This window comes from Pricia sp. (genome assembly GCF_041745955.1).
Taxonomy (GTDB): domain Bacteria; phylum Bacteroidota; class Bacteroidia; order Flavobacteriales; family Flavobacteriaceae; genus Pricia.
In genome coordinates this window covers 1-21,180 of record NZ_JBGTHY010000080.1, presented here as the reverse complement: position 1 = coordinate 21,180, position 21,180 = coordinate 1, and the positions used below count along the sequence as shown (strand labels likewise).

At 45.6% G+C, this 21,180-nt stretch carries 14 protein-coding genes; 5 read left to right on the top strand and 9 right to left on the bottom strand.

Going from position 1 to position 21,180, the window contains the following annotated elements:
* On the bottom strand, positions 1 to 569 hold a 569-nt coding region (locus ACEW8S_RS02675), incomplete at its 3' end, for a sigma-70 family RNA polymerase sigma factor (protein WP_373516641.1).
* 286 nt (positions 570 to 855) lie between these two features.
* On the opposite strand from ACEW8S_RS02675, the gene uvrA reads away from it, so the two are divergent.
* Together uvrA and ACEW8S_RS02665 are read left to right on the top strand one after the other, a co-directional pair.
* Positions 856 to 3,645 carry an excinuclease ABC subunit UvrA gene (gene uvrA, locus ACEW8S_RS02670; protein WP_373516640.1) on the top strand — a complete coding sequence of 930 codons (2,790 nt, stop codon included), beginning with the start codon at positions 856 to 858 and terminating at the stop codon, positions 3,643 to 3,645.
* 216 nt (positions 3,646 to 3,861) lie between these two features.
* Complete coding sequence (locus ACEW8S_RS02665) at positions 3,862 to 5,109, top strand: hypothetical protein (RefSeq protein ID WP_373516639.1); 1,248 nt, start codon at positions 3,862 to 3,864, stop codon at positions 5,107 to 5,109.
* Between the two features lie 18 nt (positions 5,110 to 5,127).
* Here ACEW8S_RS02665 and ACEW8S_RS02660 read toward each other — a convergent pair whose 3' ends face one another.
* From ACEW8S_RS02660 to ACEW8S_RS02640, 5 genes are all read right to left on the bottom strand, one after another.
* Positions 5,128 to 7,479: an FdhF/YdeP family oxidoreductase gene (locus tag ACEW8S_RS02660; protein WP_373516638.1), complete on the bottom strand. Its 2,352-nt coding sequence runs from the start codon at positions 7,477 to 7,479 to the stop codon at positions 5,128 to 5,130.
* A gap of 175 nt (positions 7,480 to 7,654) precedes the next feature.
* A complete protein-coding gene (locus ACEW8S_RS02655) occupies positions 7,655 to 9,109 on the bottom strand; it encodes a polysaccharide biosynthesis C-terminal domain-containing protein (protein WP_373516637.1) in 1,455 nt (484 codons plus the stop codon).
* A 3-nt stretch (positions 9,110 to 9,112) separates the two neighbouring features.
* Positions 9,113 to 10,384, bottom strand: a complete 1,272-nt coding sequence (locus ACEW8S_RS02650) for a glycosyltransferase (protein WP_373516636.1) — start codon at positions 10,382 to 10,384, stop codon at positions 9,113 to 9,115.
* A gap of 109 nt (positions 10,385 to 10,493) precedes the next feature.
* Positions 10,494 to 12,929: a YfhO family protein gene (locus tag ACEW8S_RS02645; protein WP_373516635.1), complete on the bottom strand. Its 2,436-nt coding sequence runs from the start codon at positions 12,927 to 12,929 to the stop codon at positions 10,494 to 10,496.
* A gap of 30 nt (positions 12,930 to 12,959) precedes the next feature.
* On the bottom strand, positions 12,960 to 13,235 hold the full coding sequence (locus tag ACEW8S_RS02640; protein ID WP_373516634.1) for a DUF4834 family protein: 276 nt from the start codon (positions 13,233 to 13,235) through the stop codon (positions 12,960 to 12,962).
* Between the two features lie 294 nt (positions 13,236 to 13,529).
* Between ACEW8S_RS02640 and ACEW8S_RS02635 the strand changes: the two genes are divergently transcribed.
* Positions 13,530 to 14,600, top strand: a complete 1,071-nt coding sequence (locus ACEW8S_RS02635) for a transporter (RefSeq protein WP_373516633.1) — start codon at positions 13,530 to 13,532, stop codon at positions 14,598 to 14,600.
* 156 nt (positions 14,601 to 14,756) lie between these two features.
* Entirely contained in the window at positions 14,757 to 15,878 is a 1,122-nt protein-coding gene (locus ACEW8S_RS02630) for a GTP cyclohydrolase (RefSeq protein ID WP_373516632.1), read from the top strand.
* Positions 15,879 to 15,930: 52 nt separating this feature from the next.
* On the opposite strand, the gene ACEW8S_RS02625 is transcribed toward ACEW8S_RS02630, so the two are convergent.
* From ACEW8S_RS02625 to ACEW8S_RS02615, 3 genes are all read right to left on the bottom strand, one after another.
* Entirely contained in the window at positions 15,931 to 17,190 is a 1,260-nt protein-coding gene (locus tag ACEW8S_RS02625; RefSeq protein ID WP_373516631.1) for an aminotransferase class I/II-fold pyridoxal phosphate-dependent enzyme, read from the bottom strand.
* A gap of 126 nt (positions 17,191 to 17,316) precedes the next feature.
* The gene (locus tag ACEW8S_RS02620; RefSeq protein WP_373516630.1) at positions 17,317 to 18,360 is read right to left on the bottom strand and encodes a PLP-dependent cysteine synthase family protein; all 1,044 of its coding nucleotides are present in this window, start codon (positions 18,358 to 18,360) and stop codon (positions 17,317 to 17,319) included.
* Between the two features lie 196 nt (positions 18,361 to 18,556).
* Positions 18,557 to 20,692, bottom strand: coding sequence for a S9 family peptidase (locus tag ACEW8S_RS02615; protein WP_373516629.1), 2,136 nt, complete (start codon positions 20,690 to 20,692; stop codon positions 18,557 to 18,559).
* 176 nt (positions 20,693 to 20,868) lie between these two features.
* On the opposite strand from ACEW8S_RS02615, the gene ACEW8S_RS02610 reads away from it, so the two are divergent.
* Positions 20,869 to 21,180: YbaB/EbfC family nucleoid-associated protein (locus ACEW8S_RS02610; RefSeq protein ID WP_373516628.1), on the top strand; the 312-nt coding region annotated here is incomplete at its 3' end.

Sequence of the window (21,180 nt, the reverse complement as noted above, 5' to 3'; positions counted from 1 at the left end):
ATTATATCGTTCTCCTCGATGATCTTTCTCAAATTGATAAGGGCATAGCGCATGCGACCTAGGGCGGTATTGATGCTAACACCTGTATTCTCGGAAATTTCCTTGAAACTCATATCCCTGTAGATACGCATAACCAGTACTTCCCTTTGATCAGGGGGGAGTTCTTCTATCAACAACCCAAGATCGGAATCGATCTGGTCTTTGATGATCTGCCGCTCGGCATCGAGCTTATCGTCGCCCATCAGGGCAAAGATATTATAACTGTCCGCACCTTCGAACATCGGCATTCGACTGCTTTTTCTAAAGTGGTCTATAATAAGGTTGTGGGCGATACGCATTATCCAAGGCAGAAATTTACCCTCTTCATTATAGGCACCCCTTCGTAGGGTCTTGATGACCTTTATAAAGGTATCCTGAAAAATATCTTCTGTAATACTGCGGTTGCCTACCTTGGAATAGATAAAACTGCTGAGACGTTGGTTGTGTTTGTCGATAAGGGCTTCCAGGGCTCTTTCGTCACCGGATACATAGCGTTGAATAAGAAGGGAATCTTCGAGTTGTGGCTCCATAACAATTACTTTTTTTGGTTATACCCAAGTGCTTTTCAAAATGAAAAGAACCTGCTAAAGAATACTAGAATCTTTAAAAAGTAATTTTATGCTATAGGCGGGTAGTGGTATTAACGTTTTGTTAGGGGTCAAATATAGAAAAAAAATAACCGACCTGAAAAAATCATTTCTAGATAGCAGGATATGCTGTATGGATATACGTTAAAATTTACCAAATGGTTCTTTTTTGATCGCTTTACGCTTTAAAAGAACTTCTTAAGCTAGGTGCAAGTTGTATCTTTGCAAAATGAACAAAGGCGCACGTGCACTACAAGACGTAAATCCCAAGGAAAATATAATTATAAAGGGGGCAAAACTGCACAATTTGAAGAATATCGATGTGGTTATTCCGAGGAACAAACTGGTGGTCATAACGGGACTTTCCGGATCGGGGAAATCCAGTTTGGCCTTCGATACGCTCTATGCAGAGGGACAGCGACGCTACGTGGAGAGCCTTTCTTCGTACGCTCGCCAGTTTTTAGGGAAGCTCGATAAGCCCAAAGTGGACTATATAAAAGGAATAGCTCCGGCCATTGCCATCGAGCAAAAGGTAAATTCAACCAACCCCCGTTCTACGGTGGGTACGACCACCGAAATCTATGACTATCTCAAGTTGCTCTATGCCCGTATAGGTAAGACTTTTTCCCCGATATCGGGAAACGAGGTCAAAAAACATACAGTCACCGATGTCATCAACCATATCAAAACTTTTGACGAGGGCACGAAACTACTGTTGTTGGCCCCAATGAAAATCGATGAAAAACGGGACACCTTAAAATCGCTGCAATTATTATCGAAACAAGGATACGCCCGTATAAAATATAAGGAAGAAGTCATTCGGATCGATGCCGCACCCAAAGATATCGGTAGGGAATTCGATTTGGTAGTGGACCGTATCATTACCAAAGATGATGAGGATTTCCTCAACCGCTTGGCCAATGCCGTCGATACCGCCTTTTTTGAGGGAAAAGGCGAATTGATCATCGAAGAACTATCGACCGAAAACAGGAGGCATTTCAGCAACAATTTCGAGTTGGACGGGATGACCTTTTTGGAACCGAACGTACACCTGTTCAGTTTTAACAATCCCTATGGCGCCTGCCCCAAATGCGAGGGGTATGGCGATGTGATAGGTATCGATGGGGATTTGGTGATTCCGAATACGGCCCTATCCGTTTATGACAATGCCATTTTTGCCTGGCGCGGTGAGAGTATGGGCTGGTACCGCGACCAACTGGTGAATTCCGCCTACAAATTCGATTTTCCCATTCACAAACCTTGGTTCGAGCTCTCCGAAGAGCAAAAACAACTGGTGTGGGACGGCAACGACCATTTTATAGGGCTGCACAAGTTTTTCGAGACTTTAGAGGAAAAAAGTTATAAAATCCAAAATCGTGTGATGATTTCCCGCTACCGGGGCAAGACCCGTTGTAGCCAATGCAAGGGGAAGCGTCTACGCAAAGAGACGGAGTATGTAAAAGTAGATGGCAAGCACATTTCCGATCTGGTAGAACTGCCTATCAAGCGATTGATAGATTTCTTTGATGAAATTTCTTTGGGTGGGCATGATACGCAAATCGCCTCTCGCCTGCTGAAGGAAATCAATACCCGTTTGGGCTTTTTGGATAAAGTAGGATTAGGATACCTGACCCTTAATCGCAAATCGAACAGCCTTTCCGGCGGGGAAAGCCAGCGCATCAATCTGGCTACTTCATTGGGAAGTAGTTTGGTGGGAAGCATGTATATTTTGGATGAGCCCAGCATCGGCCTGCATCCCAAGGATACCGAAAACCTGATCGATGTCCTAAAATCCCTTCGCGACCTGGGCAATACCGTAATCGTGGTCGAGCATGACGAGGATATCATGAAGGCGGCTGACGAGGTCATCGATATCGGTCCCGAGGCGGGTACCCACGGCGGTGAAGTGGTGGCTTACGGTCCCTTGAACGAAATTTTGAAGTCAAATTCGCTGACAGCGGACTATCTCAACGGTACCCAAGAAATTGCAGTGCCCAAAGAAAGACGGATCTCAAAGAATTATATCACCATCAAAGGAGCACGGGAACATAATCTAAAGAATATCGACGTGACTTTTCCGCTGAATATGCTTACCGTAGTTACCGGCGTATCCGGAAGTGGCAAAAGTACCTTAGTTAAAAAAATACTCTATCCTATTATAGTAAAGGAAACTGGTGGCTATGGCGATAAAGCCGGACAATTTACCAGCTTTGAAGGTCAGTACAAGGCCATAAAACACGTGGAATTCGTTGACCAAAACCCTATCGGACGGTCTTCACGCTCCAACCCCGTTACGTATATCAAGGCTTACGATGACATCCGGAATCTTTTTGCGGTGCAGAAACTGAGCAAAATAAGGGGCTATCAGGCCAAACACTTTTCCTTTAACGTAGATGGCGGCCGTTGCGAAAAATGCAAGGGCGAGGGAGAAATCACGGTAGAGATGCAGTTTATGGCGGACGTACATCTCGAATGTGATACCTGTGGGGGCAAGCGTTTTAAAAAGGAAGTGCTTGAAGTTAAATTCGAGGATGCCAATATCGACGACGTGCTCAGCATGACCATCGACGATGCCATCGCCTTTTTTGATCGGAACAAACAGGATAAAATCGTTAGCAAGCTGAAACCCCTGCAAGATGTAGGCCTTGGTTATGTGACATTGGGCCAGTCCTCCTCTACCCTATCCGGTGGTGAGGCGCAACGGATCAAACTGGCCTCGTTTCTAGTAAAGGCAACAACCAAGGACAAAGCCCTTTTCATCTTCGACGAACCCACCACGGGGCTCCATTTTCACGATATTAAAAAGTTGCTCAAATCCTTTGACGCGTTGATTGCCAAAGGTCATTCCGTTATCGTCATCGAGCACAATATCGAGCTTATCAAATGCGCCGATTATATTATTGATTTAGGACCCGAAGGTGGTGAGAATGGCGGTCAGTTACTTGCGGAAGGCACTCCCGAGGAAATTGTAAAGAATAAGGATTCTTTTACTGCGGGGTATCTGAAAGCCAAGTTATGAGTTGGGGACACAGAGATCTAAAATATGCCGTAGCCGAATTTTAATTCCCGCACCACAGGCCACACTTACTCCTCGATCATTTAAACACAACTAACTTAAAATCAATAACTTAAAATCAAAAATATTCTTTGGCACGTTGTTTGTACTATACAAGGCGAATGTAAATAGTTGCATTCGAAATCCGCCTGCCGCTTGGCAAGCCCAAAATGGTATACTATGAAAAACGTAGTCCTTTTTTTAACGGCCTTTATTTTAGGTACCTCAGGTGCCATGGCCACAGCTACCGCTAACTCCGAGGATAAGGTTTCAGACGTCGAATCCTTTCGCTACAACGACTCCTTTATTTTTGTCGAGACCGGCATTACGTTTTCGGTATATAAGGATGGGGAATTTGATTTTTATATCGACAATCATGTTACGGGACGCAGGAATGGGGTTACATTCAACTCCGGATACGATTACAGCCCCTATGCCCAATATGACGATTATGGTGCTGTTATTCAGGTCGAGGATGTACCTGTTTATTACGATCATTACGGTCGTGTCACCCAAATCGGTGCTGTTGATATCAACTATAACCGGAATAGGGTCAACCGTGTGGGCGATATGTACGTCTATTATAACAGTCGGGGATTCTATGATTACCATACCGGATATATTAACGTGTACAACAGACATTACGTTTACCAACCTTTCCATGCCTTTTTTGCCAGACCGGCCTTAGGATTATGTTTGGTGTACAATCGACCTTATCGAAGGTATTACAGTCCGGTACGTTATACCTATTATAACCCATACCGCCATAATACCCGAAGGGCATACGCCACGATAGGCCGCACCCATCGCTACAACTCGGTACGCAGCGAGCGTTCGCAGATTTATAGAAACGACCGAAGGGTCGCGGTGCGGGACAATGCAGTTCGCAGCAATCGAAGCGTGGCCCAAAGAAGTGCCACTACTTCAAGAAGCAACCGCTCGGTAGCCAATCGCAGTGATGCCGCACATACACCCAGCAGGAATTCTGTCACCCAAAGAACGGTTACTGAAACCCCACGCAGTCGCACAATGACCCGAAGTACCCAAACGTTTAAAAGTCCACAGCGTAGTACTTCGGATCGGTCGGTGGGCCGAGCGTCATCAAGAAGCGGAAACAGTATCGGCTCAAGAAGTTCTTCATCGAGGAGCGTGAGCCAGGCACCGGCTAGAAGCAGAAGTAGTTCCGCGACAAGGAGTTCTACTTCTTCCTCCAGAAGCGTAAGCCAGGCACCTTCTAGGAGCAAAAGTAGCGCGGCGACAAGAAGTTCTTCTTCAAGAAGCGTGAGCCAGATGCCGGCTAGGAGCAGAACTAGCGTTTCCACAAGGAGTGGCGCTTCGTCAAGAAGTACGGCGAGCAGGGCGTCTTCGGGAAGCAGCAGAAATACGTCAGCAAGTACATCTTCAGCACGAAGTGCCAGAAGATATTAAAAATCGTTTTTAGGTTGGTTAGTTGTTTGCCCCCGTAGCGGATTTATTCGCTGCGGGGGTTTTTTGATAATCGACCTTCTCCAAAGTAACCTTAATGGACTTGCTAATAGGCGTTTTGCTCTTTTCAGCATAGTGATTATAGGGCACGAGCAAATTTGTTTCGGGAAAATAGGCCGCCAAATCCCCGCTCGGAATGGCGTAGGGAACTACCTTAAAATGCATGGCCGTTCTTATTGTATCGTCATAATTACTGTGGATGTTGACCACATCCATTTTTGTAAAGTTTCTTGACGCCATATCCTCCGGGTTCATGAACAGCACCCTTCGTTCATTATAGACCCCTCGGTAACGGTCATCAAGACCATAAATCGTGGTATTGAACTGGTCGTGGGAACGGATGGTCATCAGCATAAATTCATCATCGGCCAGACTGTGGTCGGGCAGTGCATTTAGCGTCAACTGCGCCTTTCCATCGGGCAGCATGTTGAAATCAAGATTACGGACGTTATTGGGCAAATAGTAACCGATACCTTTTGAACGTTCCGCCGTATTCTCAAAGCCTTTGGCCACCTTGTCGATACTTTCCCGGATCAAGGTATAGTCTTCGCCCATAGCTTTCCAGGGTACGGAGTGTTTTCCTTGAAAATAGGTATCCGCCAGTTCGGCGATCAGTTCGGGTTCGCTGTTGATGTTTTCGGAGGCCGGTTTTAGTAGTCCCCGGGATTGGCGAACACGGCCCATGCTATCTTCCATGGTGAGATAGCGAAGGCCGCCGTTTTTCATATCCTTTTCCGAGCGGCCGTAGGTGGGCAATATCAATGCGGTTTTGCCGGTCACGAGATGCGTACGGTTAAGCTTGGTACTGATCTGCACGGTCAAATCGCAGTTTTGCAAGGCCTTTGCGGTATATTCGGTGTCGGAAGCGGCCATCAGAAAATTACCGCCCAGACAGATAAAGACCTTGCCCTTTCCATCGTGCATGGCCTTCATGGCACCGACGGTATCGACTCCTTCCATGTCCGGGGGCACGAAGCCCAAATATTTTTCAATACGCTGGTTCATGGCCTCATCGACAAAATGCTGGATGCCTACACTGCGATCGCCCTGCACGTTGCTATGGCCGCGAACGGGACAGGTACCGGCACCGGGTTTTCCGATAGATCCCTTCAATAAGAGCAAATTGACATACTCCTGAATATTGGCGACGCCATTTTTATGTTGGGTCAGTCCCATTGCCCAACAGACAACGATCTTTGATTTTTTGGCAAGTAGGAGTGCGGTGTTCTCGATTTTTCCCTCTTCTACGCCGCACTGTTGTAAAAGCTCGTTTTCATCATAGTTTTCAATATCGATCATCAAACTTTCGTAACCGGACACATATTCCCGTAAAAACTCATGATCGAAAACATCCCTCTCCGCGGTATCCATGGCCGCCAGTTTTTTGATCAGAAGCTTGATCAGGGGGATATCCTGATTAATACGTACCTGAAGATGGATATCCGCCATATCCTCTCCTCCACCTATCCATCCCTTTATATTTTGGGGATTTCTGAAGTTTACGAGCCCCGTTTCCTCCAAGGGATTGATACTGATGACCTTTCCACCGTTCTTCTTGCACTTTTCGAGGGCGGAGAGCATCCGCGGATGGTTCGTACCGGGATTTTGTCCCGCTACTATTACGACTTCCGCTTCGTAGAGGTCTTCCAATTTGATCGATCCCTTTCCGATACCTAGGGTCTCGCTCAGAGCTATCCCGCTGGACTCGTGGCACATGTTCGAACAGTCGGGCATATTGTTCGTACCGAAGGCCCTGGCGAACATACCATAGAGATAGGCCGCCTCGTTGCTAGAACGTCCGGAGGTATAAAAGATGGCCTCATTGGGGGAATCCAGTTTATGTAGTTCTTTGGATATCAGTCCGTAGGCATCCTTCCACGAAATCGGTTCGTAGTGAATGCTTCCGGGCCTTAACACCAAAGGCTCCGTAAGCCGTCCGAATTTGTTGAGCTGGTAGTCGGTGAGCCTGGACAATGCTTCGACGGAGTTTTCGGCAAAAAACGAGGTCCCGATATGCTCGGTGGTAGCCTCATCGGCCAAGGCTTTCGCCCCGTTTTCACAATATTCGGCAACGGGAGACGGATTTTCCGGGTTGGGCCACGCGCAGCTCGGGCAATCGAAGCCGCTTTCTTGGTTCATATCGAGCAGCGCCCGCATAGATCGCACGATACCCATTTCCTTAAAGCCGTGTTTGAGGGCTTCCTTTATCCCCAACATACCGGCGGCGTGGTTAACGGGATCCTTAAACTCGAAATTATCCGAAAAATCTTGTGAACCGTGGATAGAAACGTTCCTTTTAAAGCTATCTTTCATTTTTCCCGCGCATTAATTACTTCGTCAAAACCGTATTGAGCCATCTTTGAATCGATGTAATTATTGGACTCTGCATCCATATCTACCAAGACATTCCCATACTTAAACTTAGAACGATAAATCATTCAAATAAAAATAGTGATTGAACCAAGGTAAAACAAATTCGCAGAATCAATTATTTTTTTAGGATTTTGGTCAGCACCCCAAAAACATCCTCAGAAATCTTAAAACGATAAAGGGCGCCGATATACAAAGCACTGATCAAAATACCTTTCAGTATAATATTTAGGACAGGATGGAAAGGGAAATCCAAAAAATAAAAGAGAACACCGATGCCTATCAACAATACAGATATTTTCAAGGTTTCGTTGGTAAAAGGATGGATACCGAATTTGGATCTTACATAGATCAACTTGATGGTATTGTAGATAAAAAAAGCGGAGAAACTGGCGATGGCGGCACCGTCGAGTCCGTATTTGGGGATGAGCCATAGGTTGAAAAGGATTGTCAAGACCGCCAAAAGTGCGCCCATGAACAATATGGCCCGATAATAGTCGGAGGTATAGAGGATGGAATTATTGTTTCCCAAAAGCGCATCATATACTTTGGCCAACCCCAACCAAACGAAGATGATAAAACCGTCGCGGTAGGGTTCTGGAAGCATTTTGTAGAGGTCATCCAAATTCAATAAAATAAGGATGAACAGCAATCCGGATACGATGTACAGGGTCAGTGAACTGCGCTGGTAAAGTTCTTTTAGGGCCGGTTTGTCCCCTTTATTCAATAACTCCGCCGTCAACGGATAGGTAATCTGGTGCATCGACCGCGAGGGCACGGCGATGACCATGGCGATAAAACCGGCTACGCTGTAATAGGCCACGTTCTCGATTTCGATGAATTGGTTGATCATTACCTTATCTATCTCCAGCAGGACTATCGCGGCGGAACCTCCCAAGATAATCAGAGTGGAATACACCAGAATTTTCCATGTATTTTTTGGAAAAGTAAAGACCATTCGGGGCCTGCGAACACCGAAAGCGTAAACGGCCATGATGAGGGTGCGCAGCAGATAAATACCGACCGCAATGGGGATGAACGCTTTTACCGCTATCAAATCAAAATATAGGAACAACAATAACAAGGTGACCCCGAGCCTTGAAAAGACCTCTTTCATGAAATTACCGAAAACGGACCGCATCCGCACTCTTGCCCAGGCGTAAAAGACCTCGAAATAGGCCATCGCCATACCGATCCAAAATATAGGCCAGATGTACTCCTTTACGATGGGGTTTTCTTTGGATAAAAAATTACCTATGGCTTCATAGGCTACAAAAGTCAAACCGGCAATAGGAAGAATCAGAATCAAGGGAAGGAAAAGCATCAGGGTCAAAAAGCCGTCCGTTGTTCTTTCGTCTTTAAAACTACTATAAAATTTAATCAAACTATTCGGGACCCCGAAGGCCAAAACGGGCATTAACACCATTGCTGCGGAAAGTACAACGTTGACCAGTCCGTAATATTCATCGGACATGAAGTTGGTATAAAGAAAAAGTACGTTGACCGCCCCCACCCCAAAACCGAGGTAGGTGACCATGGTGTTGTTCAAGGATTGTTTAAGGACTACACCCATCTATTAAAGTAATTTAACTAGTTGTTCGGTAAGGGTCCTGCGACTGTATTTCTCGATGTTTTTTGCCTTTGCAGATAAATTTTGTTTTTTGAAACTGGCGTACCAGGCCAAAACCGTTTTTTTTAGTCCGTCGTGGGAATCGTAATCGTAAACGGCACCGGAGCGGGTTTTTTGAATGATTTTTCCGGCTTCCCAATCTTTGGGGCCAAGTGCCAGAATCGGGCGTTGGGCGGCCATGTATTCAAAAAGCTTTCCTGGGATGATGCCTTTGGTTTCTTCCGAGTCTATTTCGACCAGTAATAAAACTTGTGAAGTTTGTTGTCGGCGCTGTGCCTCGGCATGTGACCCGTAGCCGCGCATTTTGACGTACGGGCCGAGTTCGAAGCGGTACAGACTGTCCATCACGTCTTTACTTACGACGCCCATGAATTCCAGTTGCAGGTCGGCGCGGAAGACGGAGTTCTCGGAGGCGATCTGGGACAGTACTTTCCACAAGTTTTTTGGGTTTCTGTCCGTTAATAGGGATCCGATATGGGAGATGGTGAAGTCCTTGTCCAAATGGGCGCCACCTTCGTAATCGGTATCATGGCCATTGGTGATGACGGTGATAGGCTGTTGCGTAATTTGTTGGAATTCCCTTTGGGTCGCCGGGCTGGTGACGATGATCTGATCCGCCTGGTTCACGACCGAACGCTCCAATTCCTCATGTTTTTTTTGGGAGGATTTGGTTAGTTTCAATTTTTTATGATATCCGATGGATGTCCAAGGGTCCCGGAAATCCGCCAACCATCGTATTCCTTTTTTCGCTTTTAATTGCTGTCCAATCAAATGGACGCTGTGCGGCGGTCCCGTGGTGATTACCGTATCGATTCCATCCTTATCCAGTACCTCGGATAAAAATTTCACCGAGGGCTTTATCCAGTATTTTCGGGCATCGGGAATAAACAAGTTGCCCCGCACCAACAGCATCGCCTTTTCCAAAACGGATTGGTTCTTGGCCTGTATTATGCCCGAACTGATACGCTTTGTTTTTTTATTGGATAGCAGTTTGGCCAGACCGTAAGGTTCGAACAAGGGCTGTTTGTAGATGGTAATGTCATTTGGAATTTCCTTTTCCAAAGAGGCATCCTCTATGGGATAATGGGGATTTTCCGGAACGTAGACCACAGGTTCTATCTCGAAATCCCGTAAATATTTCACGAACTTTAACCACCGCTGTACGCCGGGCCCGCCCGCGGGCGGCCAGTAATACGTGATAATCAAGACTCTTTCCATGAAAATATGATGTTGATAACCGGGTAAATGTCAAAAGTGAACTTTGTCGATTGAAAAATTTAAGGTTTAAATGTGCCGTTGGCACGTTCAAACCTTAAACTATGCCGTGCTAAGCGTTTTCATCCTTGCGCGACCGGTAAAACGTAAATCCGATTCCCCCCAAAAGAATCAAGCCAAATACTATCGAACTGGCCAAGGCAATCTGGCTTCCGGTTTTGATTACCTGGGGTTCGAATTTGAATTCTATGGTGTGTTGACCCGCGGGTATTTCTAGGGCGCGCAAGGTGTAATTGACTCGAAAATGGGCTGCCGGTTTCCCGTCGATATAGGCGTTCCATCCTTGGGCATAGTACATTTCCGAAAATACGGCCACTCCGTTGTACTCATTTTTGGAGTTATAGGTCAAATGATTGGGGGCATAATCGGTCAATAAAATGGTGCTCAGGGAGTCTACTTTAAAATTGGAACCGGAAACCTCTTTAGGCATTTCTGCAGTGGCCACCGCTACGATTTTCGTTTTCAAGGTATCCAAGGCCTGTATTTCGGCATCCGCATTTTCGACCTTGATCAGTTTTTCAACGAACCAGGCATTGCCGTTCGCCTCGGGATTTACTGCGGGATAGGGTTGCCCTTTTTCATCCTGTTGCACGACATATTTGACATTGAGCATGTTGAGTACGCCCATGTTGCCCTTGTAGATGTGGAAACTGAACAGGTCTTCCAAGCGTCCCGGTTTTGCCGCATGGTAACCACCGATGGATTGGTGGTAGTACGACACGCGCGCACCATTTAGTCCTTCTGATGGATCGTAGACCCTAAAAATGCCTTTGTCCTTATTGATCTGTTTGTCCAAAGGGGTTTCGGGAAAAGGCTGCAACATCTTGCGTTTGGCCACAAAATCGTCGTTATCTACATATCGTTTATCCACTCCCACCAAATCGGCAACAATCAGCAACCCTAGGGCGACAATGGCCAAATTGGAATTTAATTTATCCTTTATAAAAAACCAAAGGGCAATAGCGGCTAATAAAACATAAATCAAAGAGCGAAAAAGATCGCTATTGTACACCGCTTTTCTATCCGCTTGTATAAGGGATACCAGTTCATCGCCGTAATTCTTTTTCAGGAAGGCATCGTTCGGGCCTTCGAAACTGAACATTCCTTTGAACAGGAATAGGCAGACGCCCAATCCTAGGACAATAAAAAAGGAAATTTTCAAAGATTTTATTTTCTGCTTTTTTTCTACGGGCGTGCTAAAAATTTCCCGAAGTGCCAAAATAGCCAGAATGGGAACACAAAGTTCTAAAAGCACCTGGGCCGAAGAGACCGCCCGAAATTTATCGTACAGCGGGAAGTAATCGATCATAAAATCGGTCAAAGCACTGAAATTCTTTCCCCAGGAAAGAAAAAGGGATAACAGGGTACCCCCCAGAAGCCACCATTTCGCTCTTCCCTTTACCATAATCAGACCTAAGATAAAAAGGAAAAAGATAATGGCCCCGATATATGCCGGTCCGGATGTACTCGGTTGGTCAGCCCAATATAAGGGCAACCCACTGGAAAAGCTCAGCGCCTGACTGCGGGAAATACCTTGATCGATCAAGAAATCATAGCTTTTGGAGTTCTCTCCAAGGTCTTCCCTACTCGATCCACCGAAAAGACGCGGCACAAACAAGTTCAGCGATTCCACGATGCCGTAGCTCCACTGGGTAATGTATCCTTTTTCGAGACCGCCGGTATTTTCCTTCGTCGAGCCATCCGGATTTATGGTGAGGTCCGATTTTCCGCGGGTACTCCAATCCGCATATTCCTTGGTAGCCATTAGACTGGTCGTGTTGGCGGCGATACCCAATCCCACGGCAACAAGAAGTAATCCCACCGCAGTGAAATATTCTTTTAAAGTTTTTCTACGAACGGCATCTACCAGATAGGCCACGCCCAAGACAAGAACCAGCAACATAAAATAATAGGTCATCTGATAATGGTTGGCCCTGATTTCCAGAGCCATGGCGATGGCGGTCAATAAAAATCCCCATACATACTTTTTCCGGAATACCAGAATGATACCTCCCAAAAGCACCGGCAAATAGGCCAAGGCGTGCGCTTTCGCATTATGGCCAACGCCTAAAATAATAATGAGGTAGGTGGAAAAACCGAAGGCCAATGCCCCCAGTATGGCCAATCGAAAATCGACCTTCATACAGCAGAGGAGAATGTAAAATCCTATAAAATAAAGAAAAAGATAATCCGCCGGACGCGGTAAAAACCTGATAAAGAGGTCCAGTTTCTTTACATAATCATGGGGGTAGTACGCGCCCAATTGGTAGGTCGGCATGCCCCCGAAGGCGGAGTTCGTCCAATAGGGTTCATCGCCGGTTTTTTTTCTGAAATCAACCTGTTCTTTGGCCATCCCGGTAAACTGCTCGATATCGGATTGCTTAATGACTTTACCCTGAAGTACCGGGTAAAAATAGGCCAAAGCGGCAATGACGAAGAAAACAATAACGAAAAAATGAATGAAAAAAGCCTTTAATCCCTTTTGCATAAATATAATTAGCGGGTTCTAAAGGCAAAACTAATCAATTTCCTCAAAGTCGATGTAGTCCCCGACCTTTTCGGAAGTATTGTTCTTTGACGTTTTGTTAGCCGAAGGTTTCTTGTCGATAATAACATCGCCGACGCGCTCTTCATTGCGCGGATTTTGCTGGACAAATTCCCCGAATTTTTCCTTAAAATGTTCCTCCGTCTTTTTGGCGGCGTACCCAAAAATCTTGGGAGCGAACATTTTTACCAATATCTTCAATCCGTAGTAAATCAGTAGGATTACAAGAATTGTCTTTAAAAATACCATAATAGTCGCTTATTGATATATCAAAAATACAAATCTAACGTTGTATTGTTAGGATTCAAAAGCTAAAATAATGGTAAAACCGGTTTCCTGTAGGCACTTGCAGTCGCAATTGGCAGCAATTTCAATGGAACGATTTGAAAACCGCCAAGACCCATTGTGGGGCTCAATGCCTTAAAAATACACCTGTTCATTGCAAAAAATAGAACTGAATTTAACTCAGGCACATCGATTGAAACAAATTTAAAAACACAGCAGAGACCAATACATTGCGTCTCTAGGATTTCAAATTTCAGCATGAAACATCTCCTATACCTGATTACGCTCACCCTACCCCTGACCGCCCTCGCCCAGTACACCGACGTCATCAATTCGAACCGGCCCGGACTATCGGTCAGTGCCTATGCCGTGGGGAAGAACGTGATCCAATTGGAAGCGGGACTCTTCTATGAACAGAGCGACCACACGCTTTTGAACACCGAGAGCAACATCTGGGGCACCGATATTTCATTACGCTATGGACTGCTTTTTGAACAACTGGAATTGAACTATGAGGGTAGTTATCAAAACCAAAATATCACTTTTACCAACTTTGGAACCTCCGAAAATCTTACGGATTTTTCCCGGAATCGGCTGGGCCTGAAATATTTAATTTACGACCGGTACAAATCCGAAGAGCGCAATAAGGCGAATCTTTACAGCTGGCGGGCAAACAATGTTTTTCAATGGAAGAATCTGATTCCCTCCGTTTCTGTTTATGGTGGGGCTACTTTTAATTTGGGAGAGAATCCATTTTATGTGGGCGACCCGAGTGTTTCCTATCGCGGCATGGTGGCGACGCAAAGCAAACTTACGCCGAGGTTCGTTCTGATAACCAACATCGCTTACGACCGGATCAGCACCGATTTTCCCGAATTGAGCTATTTGGTATCGCTATCCCACGCCTTTCGGAACCCGAAATGGAGTGCATTCTTGGAAAATCAAGGTATTCAGAGCGACCGATATTCCGACATCCTGCTCCGTGGCGGTGTGGCCCATTTATTGACCGAAGACCTTCAGGTCGATTTCAACCTAGGCGCCAGTTTTAAGAACACACCATCCCGAATCTTCGTGACCATGGGTGCCTCGTACCGCTTCGACCTGCACACCGACAAAGCCATAGCTATCGACGATCAAGACGCGGACGGCAATGGTGGGGCGATCAAGAAAAACGCTATGAAGAAGAACAAAGGGAATAATGAAGGTGGCGCGGGTGCCGAAGACATCGATTTGGGGCCTTCGAACAAGCAATTGAAAAAAATGAGGAAGGCCGAGAAAAATAAGAGTAAAAATAAGCGGGATGACGATAATGGGGAGATAGAGTTTTGAAATTTGAAAATCAATCACCAAAACGCAAATTCAATCACCAAAACGCAAATTCAATCACCAAAACGCAAATCATGTACTATTCGGTTTGATTATTTATCCATTTGTTTTCCTTCCCTCCGCAATAATTCCTAATATTGAGTACACAAAATGCACTACATGATTACTCTAAAGGAAGCCACATCAAAAACTGAAATAAAACAGTTTGTAAAGTTTCCCTTTACCCTCTACAAAGGCTCACCCTATTGGGTACCGCCGCTGATTGGCGATGAGATGGATACTTTTGATAAAGAGAAAAATCCCGCTTTCAAAACCGCCCGTATGTGGCTCTTCCTCGCTTATAAAAGCAATAAGATCGTAGGACGGGTGGCGGCCATTATCAACACGCTGGAGGTCGAACAACAAAAGATTAAAAAAATGCGCTTCGGCTGGTGCGATTTTATCGATGATTTCGAGGTTTCTAAAGTCCTAATAGATAAGGTAACCGAACTCGCCAAAACCGAGAAGATGGATCACGTCGAAGGTCCGATAGGCTTTTCGAATCTTGACAAAGTAGGTGTACTGACCGAAGGCTTCGACAGCCTCGGTACAATGGTTACTTGGTACAACCATTCGTATTACCAATCGCATTACGAGCAATTGGGACTTAAAGTAGAAAAGGTGTATGTTGAAAATAGCATGCCTACGGCAAACGCGGATCCCTCGTTTTTTGTCCGTATTAACGAAATGGTCAAAAAAAGGTATTCGCTACGGGAGGTCAATGTGCAAAACAAGAAAGAACTTTTGCAGTATGTTGACCCCATGTTCGACCTACTCGACCTTACCTATAGTGGGTTGGCCTCGTACGCCCCGATTTCGAGCGAACAGCGGGAGTACATCAAAAACCGCTTTATGAGCTTCGTAGATCCTGAATTCATCAAGTTCGTGGTGGATAAAAATGATAGGCTCGTTGCCTTCGCCGTAGTCTTGCCGTCTTTTGCGGAAGCCCTTCAAAAGGCCAAAGGAAATTTTTTTCCGTTCGGATGGTATCATTTGCTGAAGGCCCGGAAAAACTGTGACCGTGCGATTTTTTATCTGATCGGTGTGCATCCCGATTATCAGAACAAGGGCGTGACTGCTATTATATTTAATCAGTATTACAAAACTTTCAACAAAAGGGGAGTTACGACAGGTGTACGGACACCGGAGCTAAGCGACAATATTGCAGCACGGCAGATTTGGAAGCATGTGCAGCCGACAGTCCATAAGAGGAGGTGTACCTACCGCATGGAAGTTTCTTGATTGCCCTGAACTTACATGGCTATGCGGTAAATTCAAGATCGCAGATTTTGTCTCACTCTCCCATCGCAGCGGCAACTGCGGCAGACAACTTCTTGTAGGTACCATTTTCCAAGCGGTCGCGAATCGCGGAGAAAGCCACTAAAGTCTCTTGGATATCTTGCAGGGTATGCGTCGCAGTGGGAATCATTCGAAGCAAAATCAAGCCTTTTGGTATTACCGGGTAAACAACTATGGAACAGAATATTCCATGGTTCTCACGCAAGTCTTTTACCAAGGCCATCGCTTCGGGGATGCTACCGTTCAGGTAAACGGGAGTGACACAAGAGTTGGTGCCGCCAATATTAAAGCCTTTATCCTTGAGTCCGTTTTGAAGTGCGTCGACATTCTCCCAAAGTTTAGCTTTTAGCTCGGGTTGGGTACGCAGCATATCCAAACGCTTGAGCGCGCCCTTAACATAAATCATGGGCAGGGATTTGGCGAACATCTGCGAACGCAGGTTATATTTCAGGTAATCGATAATCTGTTTGTCCGCGGCCAAAAAGGCCCCGATACCGGCCATGGATTTTGCGAAAGTGGCGAAGTAGACATCGATACCGTCCTGAACACCTTGCTCCTCGCCTGCTCCGGCACCTGTTTTTCCCAAAGTGCCGAAACCGTGGGCATCGTCTACAAAGAGGCGGAAAGAATATTTTTTCTTAAGCGCAATAATTTCCTTCAATTTGCCTTGCTCCCCACGCATTCCAAAGACGCCTTCGGAAATTACGAGAATACCTCCACCGGTCTGCTCGGCCATTTTTGTAGCACGCTCCAAGTTTTTCTCGAGACTGTCGATATCGTTATGCATGAACGTAAAACGTTTGCCCATATGAAGGCGGACACCGTCAATAATACAAGCGTGCGAGTCTACGTCATAGACTATAATATCATCCTTGGAAACCAAGGCGTCGATGGCGGAAACCATCCCTTGATATCCAAAATTCAGTAAGTAAGAGGATTCCTTTTGCACAAAATCGGCCAACTCCTGTTCCAACTGTTCGTGAAATTCCGTATGGCCGCTCATCATACGCGCCCCCATGGGATAAGCAGAACCGTATTCCGCCGCTACCTCTCCATCTATTTTTTTAATTTCGGGCAAATTCGCCAGACCTAGATAATCGTTGATACTCCAGGTAATCACTTCCTTGCCTTGGAATTTCATTCTGTTCGAAATCGGGCCTTCAAGTTTGGGAAAAACAAAATAGCCTTCCGCCTGCGATGCCCATTTGCCCAAGGGTCCTTTATTTTCCAGTATTCTGTCGAATAGATCTTGCATTGATTTTCTCTTAGGATTCGATTGCAAAAGTAAGGGTTTATAGGGAATATTTAAGGAATATTTATCCCCAAAAAAAAGCAACGGTGTTGATAACCGTCGCTTTTTTAATTTCTTGATTTTAGGGAATTATTCCTTAATATACTGTATCTCCTGAATCTCCTCCACGGCCTCGATATCGAGAAAGCCTTGATCTTCCATCCATTGATCGCTATAAATCTTGCTCATGTAACGGGAACCGTGATCGGGGAAGATGACCACCACATTATCGTCCGCGCCAAATTCGCCGCGTTCGTTCAGTTGTTTTATAGCCTGTATGACGGCACCACTGGTATAGCCCGCAAAGATTCCCTCAGTGTGCGCAATTTCACGGGCGGTATGGGCACTTTCGGAATCCGTCACCTTGATAAACTCATCGATAAGATCGAAGTCCGTCGCCCCGGGAATCAAGTTTTTACCCAACCCCTCAATCCGATAAGGATAAATTTCTTTAGAATCGAACTTTCTTGTTTCGTGATATTTTTTCAGGACCGATCCATAGGCATCCACACCGATAACCTTAACATCCGGGTTTTGTTCTTTCAAGTATTTGGCCGTTCCGGAAATCGTTCCTCCCGTACCGCTGCAGGCTACCAGATGGGTGATATGGCCATTGGTTTGATCCCATATTTCCGGGCCGGTACTGACATAATGGGCCTCAATATTCAATTCGTTGAAATATTGGTTGATATAGATCGACCCCTGAGTCTCTTCGTGCAGCCTTTTTGCCACCTCATAGTAGGACCTTGGATCATCGGCGCTAACGTGAGCGGGACAAACATAGACTGTAGCGCCCATCGAGCGTAACATGTCTATTTTATCCTTGGAGGATTTTGAGCTTACGGCCAGAATACAGTCATAGCCCTTGATGATACTGACCATGGCGATACTGAAACCGGTATTGCCGGAAGTGGTCTCTATAATGGTACTGCCTTCGGTCAAGATTCCCTTGCGCTCCGCCGCTTCTATAATATACAACGCGATGCGGTCTTTCGAAGAATGACCGGGATTAAAGGCCTCGACCTTGGCAAAAAAATTGCCGGTAAAGCCTTTGGTGATTTTATTGAGTTTGACGAGGGGCGTATTTCCTATAAGCTCTAGGATGTTGTTATAAGCCTTTATCTTATGTGCCATACAGAATGTCTGGTTTTGGAATCCCCTAAAAAAGCGAGGGAATTAACCAATTCTTAATACAAAATTACTAATTATTTTGGAAAGCTTGCTTTTGAAACGGGAAAAAGGACGTTAATTGCTACGCGCCCATCACTTTTTGTCTTATACCTAACTTAATAAACGTCGGGACGTGTAGCGCCATAAGCAAAGCGAAGCATTACATCTTCCCCTCCAAATCCAACAAAAAAGTATATTCCTTAGCTACTTCCTTCAAGGCCTCAAAACGCCCGGAAGCCCCACCATGACCGGCATCCATATTGATATCAAAAAGCAGCTGGTTGCTATCGGTCTTGACATCCCGCAGTTTGGCCACCCATTTGGCCGGCTCGAAATACTGGACTTGTGAATCGTGCAGCCCCGTAGTCACCAACATATTGGGATAGGCCTGTGCCTTGACCTGATCATAGGGCGAATAGGACTTCATATAGTCATAGAATTCTTTTTCATTGGGGTTGCCCCATTCATCGTACTCCCCGGTAGTCAGGGGGATCGAATCATCGAGCATTGTGGTAATGACATCTACGAAAGGTACCGCGGCAATAACACCGTTGTAAAGCTCAGGCGCCATGTTCAGGATCACACCCATCAAAAGTCCACCCGCAGAACCGCCCATAGCATACAAATGATCGCCACTGGTATAGCCTTCGGAAATCAAATATTTGGAGCAATCTACAAAATCGGTAAACGTATTCTTCTTTTTCATTAATTTCCCGTCTTCGTACCAAGGCCTACCCAGATACTGCCCCCCGCGAATGTGGGCGAGGACATAGATAAAGCCCCTATCCAAAAGGCTCAAACGGACCGTGGAAAAATAGGGATCAATGGTCGCACCATAAGATCCGTAGGCATATTGCAGGACCGGGGTGTCCTTACTGAATTTTGTGTCCTTATGGTATACGATGGACATGGGGATTTTCACGCCATCCCGAGCCGTGGCCCAAATGCGCTTCTCCTCATACTTGTTCTTGTCAAATTTGCCCCCAAGTACTTCCTGTTCTTTTTTAATTTCCTTTTCTTGCGTACGCATGTTGAAATCAACGACCGTAATCGGGGTAGCCATTGAATTATACCCATAACGCAGGATCTCGGTATCGATATCCGGATTTTGGCTGACTCCTGCAGTATACGTCTCGCTGTCAAAGGGCAGATAGTAGCTATCAGAACCGTCCCAACGAACGATCTTGATTTTGTTGAGTCCGTTTTCACGCTCCGAAAGAACGTAGTAGTCCTTGAAGATTTCGATATCCTCCAAAAGCACATCCTTTCTATGCGGAATAAATGCCGACCAGTTCTCCGAAGCCGTATTTTCCTCCCCTACTTTCATCAATTTAAAATTGGTTGCGCCGTCCTTGTTGGTAAGTACATAAAAATGGTCACCGTAATGTGATATGCTATATTCGAGGCCCCTTTTTCTGGGGGAGAACATTTTGAACGCCCCATCGGGTTGATCGGCACGTAGAACTTGGAATTCAGAGGTCAAGGTACTGGCCGAACCGATTATGATATATTTTTTAGATTTGGTTTTGTATACGAACGTACTGAAGGTATCGTCCTTTTCGTGAAAAACGAGCTGGTCATCTTCAGAAGAAGTGCCCAATTTGTGCTTGTAGATTTTATCCGAACGCAGGGTTATCGGGTCCTTTTTGCTATAGAACAAGGTTTTGTTATCGTCCGACCAGACCGATCCGCCGGTCGTATTCTCTATCTTATCGTCGTAAATTTCCCCAGTCCGTAAATTTTTTATTTGGATGTGGTACTGCCTTCTGGAAATCGTATCCACCCCAAAAGCGGCCAGCGTATTATCAGGACTCACAGCGATGCCGCCAATATCGAAATAGTCGTGCCCCTCTGCCATTTCGTTACCGTTGAACATGATATTCTCTTTCGCTTCTAAAGTTTCTTTTTTTCGGGAGTAGATAGGATATTCCTTTCCCGTCTCATAGCGGGAAATATACCAGTAGCCTGCCTGTTTATAGGGCACCGACTCATCATCCTCCTTAATTCGGGATTTCATTTCGGTAAAAAGGGAATCTTGAAAAGTCTTGGTATGCGCGGTCAAAGAAGCGTAGTACCCATTTTCCGCTTCCAGATGGGAGATGACCTCGGGGTTTTCACTATCCTTCATCCAATAATAATCATCGACCCTGACATCGCCGTGCTTTTCTAGTTTTTCGGGGATTTTTTTGGCCACTGGAGCGGTAATTTCATCCATATTTTTTTCTTGGCTATGACTTGAGAGCGCAAATGTAAGGCATAGCGCAAAGATTGCTTTGTTTTTAAATGATATGTTCATCTTTGAAAGTATCAATGTGATTTTCCATTCGAGGGAAAAACGGCCTTTTCCCAATCGCCATTCGCTAAGTACCCAATTAAAGTCTTTTTGGCGTAGGGCGCATTGCGACAAACGCATGGCATTTATCAGCTGACAATTTAGTAAATTTGGACATATAAATTTTAAAAACTACGATTATGTTCGGAGATATGATGGGGATGATGGGGAAACTCAAGGAAACCCAAGAAAAAGTGGCTGCTACCAAAAAGCGACTGGATACGGTGCTGTTGGATGAAAGTTCAGCGGAAGGTCTCGTAAAAGTTACCATAACCGCCAATCGACAAGTGAGGGAAATCAAAATTGACGATAGTTTGCTTGAGGATAAGGAACAATTGGAAGATTACCTGATCCTGACCCTCAATAAGGCCATCGAAAAAGCCACCCAAGTGAATGAAACCGAACTGGCAGCGGTCGCCAAAGAGGGAATGCCAGATATTCCGGGGATGGAT

Excerpts from the sequence above, each read along its gene's own strand:
- uvrA (WP_373516640.1), top strand. The coding sequence starts at position 856 with ATGAACAAAGGCGCACGTGCACTACAAGACGTAAATCCCAAGGAAAAT.
- ACEW8S_RS02665 (WP_373516639.1), top strand. The coding sequence starts at position 3,862 with ATGAAAAACGTAGTCCTTTTTTTAACGGCCTTTATTTTAGGTACCTCA.
- ACEW8S_RS02660 (WP_373516638.1), bottom strand. The coding sequence starts at position 7,479 with ATGAAAGATAGCTTTAAAAGGAACGTTTCTATCCACGGTTCACAAGAT.
- ACEW8S_RS02655 (WP_373516637.1), bottom strand. The coding sequence starts at position 9,109 with ATGGGTGTAGTCCTTAAACAATCCTTGAACAACACCATGGTCACCTAC.
- ACEW8S_RS02650 (WP_373516636.1), bottom strand. The coding sequence starts at position 10,384 with ATGGAAAGAGTCTTGATTATCACGTATTACTGGCCGCCCGCGGGCGGG.
- ACEW8S_RS02645 (WP_373516635.1), bottom strand. The coding sequence starts at position 12,929 with ATGCAAAAGGGATTAAAGGCTTTTTTCATTCATTTTTTCGTTATTGTT.
- ACEW8S_RS02640 (WP_373516634.1), bottom strand. The coding sequence starts at position 13,235 with ATGGTATTTTTAAAGACAATTCTTGTAATCCTACTGATTTACTACGGA.
- ACEW8S_RS02635 (WP_373516633.1), top strand. The coding sequence starts at position 13,530 with ATGAAACATCTCCTATACCTGATTACGCTCACCCTACCCCTGACCGCC.
- ACEW8S_RS02630 (WP_373516632.1), top strand. The coding sequence starts at position 14,757 with ATGATTACTCTAAAGGAAGCCACATCAAAAACTGAAATAAAACAGTTT.
- ACEW8S_RS02625 (WP_373516631.1), bottom strand. The coding sequence starts at position 17,190 with ATGCAAGATCTATTCGACAGAATACTGGAAAATAAAGGACCCTTGGGC.
- ACEW8S_RS02620 (WP_373516630.1), bottom strand. The coding sequence starts at position 18,360 with ATGGCACATAAGATAAAGGCTTATAACAACATCCTAGAGCTTATAGGA.
- ACEW8S_RS02615 (WP_373516629.1), bottom strand. The coding sequence starts at position 20,692 with ATGAACATATCATTTAAAAACAAAGCAATCTTTGCGCTATGCCTTACA.